Annotated in this window: 1 protein-coding gene; it reads right to left on the reverse strand. The window is 56.4% G+C overall.

Translation table 11 applies throughout. The features are described 5' to 3' along the window. Positions 1-230: 230 nt before the first annotated feature. A complete protein-coding gene (locus tag ABHT90_RS09950; protein WP_346977630.1) occupies positions 231-1925 on the reverse strand; it encodes a phospho-sugar mutase in 1695 nt (564 codons plus the stop codon). Positions 1926-2177 lie beyond the last annotated feature (252 nt).

Raw genomic sequence — 2177 nt, forward strand, 5'->3', positions numbered from 1 at the left:
CCTCGCAGTATCCGGTTCTCAAGGTGCACGCTTAGCGGCTCATCCGGTTCGACCGGGCCGCGCGGCAAGGAGATATATTGCCAGACCGGAGGGCCCCCGGGGGCGGGAATCTGGGCGTACACATTTCCTACACATATAAGTACTCTCGGCTGGCTGGTTAAAAACAGGAGGGGACCTCGCTTCCGAGATCCCCTCTTTCGCCTATCTATAGCAATAGACTCTTAAATACCTTATGCCAGCAGCTTGCGACCGGACTCCTCGATCGCGTCAAGTGCTGCATCTGCCTCGGCGGCATCCGCGCCCTTAGCGAAGATGTACAGCTTGATCTTGGGCTCGGTGCCGGAAGGACGAACAATACCCTTGTTGCCACCCTCAAGATCGAACTCAATGACGTTAGCCTTCGGCAGGCCGTTCACGCAGGTGTTGTAATCCACGACGGCCTCAATCTTGGAACCGGCGAGCTCCGCGGGCGGGTTCTCGCGCAGACCGGCCATGATGCCGGCCATCTTTGCCGCACCCTCAGCGCCCGGATAGCTCAGCGAAATCGTCTTGTTGTGATAGTAGCCATACTTCTCGTACAGCTCGTGCATCGCATCGGCAAGGTTCTTGCCCTGGAGCTTGTAATACTGTGCCATCTGGCAAATCAGAAGCGAAGTGCTCACGGCGTCCTTGTCGCGCACGTGGTCGCCGGCCAGATAGCCGTAGCTCTCCTCGAAACCGAAGATAAAGCGATCGACCTCGCCAGCATCGGAAAGCGAGGTAATGATGTCACCGATGTACTTGAAGCCCGTCAGGCAGCGACGGAGCTCAAAGCCGTACTCGTCGGCCAGTGCGTCAACCATAGCGGAAGAAACGATAGTAGTAACGGCAACCTTCTTGGTGAGATCCTCGCCGCGGGCGGCACGTGTCTTGCAAATATAGTCGAGCAGCAGGACGCCCATCTCGTTACCAGTCAGCAGCAGGTAGTCATCACCATTCTTGACGGCAACGCCAACACGGTCGGCGTCGGGATCGGTTGCAAGCAGCAGATCAGGGTGAACCTGCTCGCAGAGATCGATGCCCTTCTGCATGGCCTGGCGGATCTCGGGGTTAGGATACGGGCAGGTCGGGAAATCGCCGTTAGGCTCCTTCTGCTCGGGAACAACCGTGACATCGGTGATGCCAGCGCGCTCGAGCACCGTCGTGACGGGAATGAGGCCGGTGCCGTTGAGCGGAGTGTAGACGAGCTTAAGCGGTGCGCCGGCAATCTCCTCGGCAGAAAGGTTAGTCACGCCGCGGGCGAGAACGGCGTCATAATAACGCTCGAGGCAGGAGTCATCGATCCAATTAACCAGACCCTGCTCAAGAGCCTCATCAAAGTCCATGGACTTCACGCCGGTAAACGTATCGGTCTCGGCGATAGCCCTAGAAATTGCATCGGCGGCCTCACTGGTGATCTGGCAGCCGTCGGGGCCATAGGCCTTATAGCCGTTATAAGGCGCTGGATTATGACTAGCGGTCATGCAAATGCCACCGGAGCACTTAAGGTCACGGACGGCCCAGGAAAGCGTCGGCACGGGAGAAATCTTAGGATACACGAGAGCAGTCACGCCGTTTGCCGCAAGAATGGCAGCCGTCGTCTTAACGAACAGTTCACCCTTATTGCGGCTATCGCGAGCGATGGCAACCATCGGATGCTCGAAGGTCGCATTGAGGTAGTCAGCGAATCCCTGCGTCGCGCGACCGACCGTATAAATATTCATACGGTTAGTGCCTGCACCGATAGTGCCACGTAGACCGGCGGTACCGAAGGCGAGATCTTGGAAGAAAGCGTCGGTGATGGCGTCTTCGTCACCCTGCTCCTTCATTGTGTTGAGCTCAGCGAGGAGCTCCTCGTCCTTGACATTGGCAATCCAAGTATCAAGCAGCTCATGAACATCTGCCATGTGAGTCCTTCCGTCACAATCAATAAAACAACCCGTATAAAACAGGACAAGCGCATCAGCGCGCTAAAGCAAATATTAGTCCATTGAGAACAGAGAACCGGCCACAGAACGGTGAACGTTTATATTCACCGGTGGATGATTGGATTGATTAAATTGCTTAGAGAATGTCATCTGTAACGCAAAAAAGGGGGAGGCCGCGAGGCCTCCCCCTTTTTCAAGTCGATTGACGGCTCGGTGCCGTCCACCGGTCAG

The organism is Collinsella aerofaciens (assembly GCF_039758815.1).
GTDB lineage: Bacteria > Actinomycetota > Coriobacteriia > Coriobacteriales > Coriobacteriaceae > Collinsella > Collinsella aerofaciens_BP.

What these genes read in the sequence shown, in the direction of transcription:
- ABHT90_RS09950 (WP_346977630.1), bottom strand. Translation starts at nt 1,925, where the DNA reads ATGGCAGATGTTCATGAGCTGCTTGATACTTGGATTGCCAATGTCAAG.